Below are 1418 nucleotides of genomic sequence, written 5' to 3'. Positions count from 1 at the left end.
TTTCCTGTGCAGGTGCGGGGTTCGCTGCGCGCCGCTTTGTGACAGGTGGCCGGTTCGGGTTCTGTCCGAGGCCGTCCCATGCGATCGGACGACGCTCCTGCGCCGGCGCCGCCGCGCAGCTCATGAGCGCTGCGCAAAAAGTGAGCAAGACGAAGCCGTGTCGCATCATGCCGAACCCTCAGTGCGGTACGCGACACGCAAAATCCGCGTGAGAGACTTTGCATCGCGTCGGTTAAATGGAACCTAAGGGAAAAGACGTGGCCGGCACGGCCGAATATGGAGTCTCGATTCGCATGACTTTGCGCGAGCAGTGGGGCCGCTTCGTGAAATGATCGGGACCGCATCGCACAACAACTGGCGCAATAATAGGCTGTGAACAGCCCGTCAGAATCGCTAATCATTCCTTCATAAATTGTACAAACTGGGATGGGCGCGACTTGGAAGGGGAGCGACCGATGGCGGCGGCGCTACAGATCAACTTTGCACTTTGGGGTATGCTCATCTGCGCGAGCATGGAATTGGCGCAGATGATCCAGGGGTTCTTCTAGAACCCGATGGCGCGCGAGACCGGCGCAATTTCGCCGGCGCGCTTGCGTGCCAGCTCACGAGCGCCCTTAGCTCACAAGCAATGCGATGAGCGTGAAGCTGACGCTTGCGATCACGATCATCGAAACGACGTAGCCGCGCGGCCGCGCCGTCCGCGAGGGCGGCGGTCTCTTCGGTCGCGACGGCGCGATCTCGTGCCAGGCGGGTTCCGTCGGCGCGAGCCCGGCTTCCGCGCCCGAGCCGACATACTTCACGTAGAGCTCGAGCAGCCGCAGCTCGGACGGCAGGTCCATCAGGCCCTCGCGGTCGCGCCGTGACAGGAGTTCGAATTCGACGGTTTCCTCGGAGCTCAGTTGGCCGAGGACGATCCGTCCCTGGTCCGTCAGGCGGTAGCGAAAGTCGATGGGCTGCATGGCAAGCGCCCCATTTGAAAATGAGTAATCTTGAAAAAGGCCGAACCATTCTCGTCTGTGACCATTGCTGAGATTGTGACGACGCCGCAGCCTCAGTCTGGCCGCGACCATCATAGACTGCAGGGAAAAGCTGCAAACCGCGTAAATTGTGCAGGCATTGCGAAGCGGATGAGCGGATTCAGCGTCCGGAGAGGCGAAATTCCGCAAAATTGCTCAATCGTCGGACAGCGGCGGGCTCAAGCTGCTCACACGGCCGATGGCCGCCCGATCCTCACCGGCAGCGCGGATAGATCGCGGCGAGGTCGCGCCCSTTCAACAACAGCAACCGTGAGGTGAGGCCGCCGCGGCGGCCGATCCAGTCGCGCACCGGCCCCGGATAGGCTTGGAGCACCGCGTCGGAGGCTTCCGGCTCGGCATAGAAGCGCCCGCGCCGGTCGACAGAACGCGCTGCATGTAATC

Annotated in this window: 1 protein-coding gene and 1 pseudogene; both read right to left on the bottom strand. The window is 62.2% G+C overall.

Annotated features, from left to right (window positions below):
- Positions 1–614 precede the first annotated feature (614 nt).
- A complete protein-coding gene (locus AC1D00_RS41040) occupies positions 615–959 on the bottom strand; it encodes a hypothetical protein (RefSeq protein WP_477014635.1) in 345 nt (114 codons plus the stop codon).
- Between the two features lie 271 nt (positions 960–1230).
- A pseudogene (locus AC1D00_RS41035) lies at positions 1231–1418 on the bottom strand (hypothetical protein); the annotation flags it as partial.

The organism is Bradyrhizobium sp. P2_E8 (genome assembly GCF_056403875.1).
Note: the sequence above shows the minus strand (reverse complement) of the source record. Positions and strands in the feature narration are given on the sequence as shown.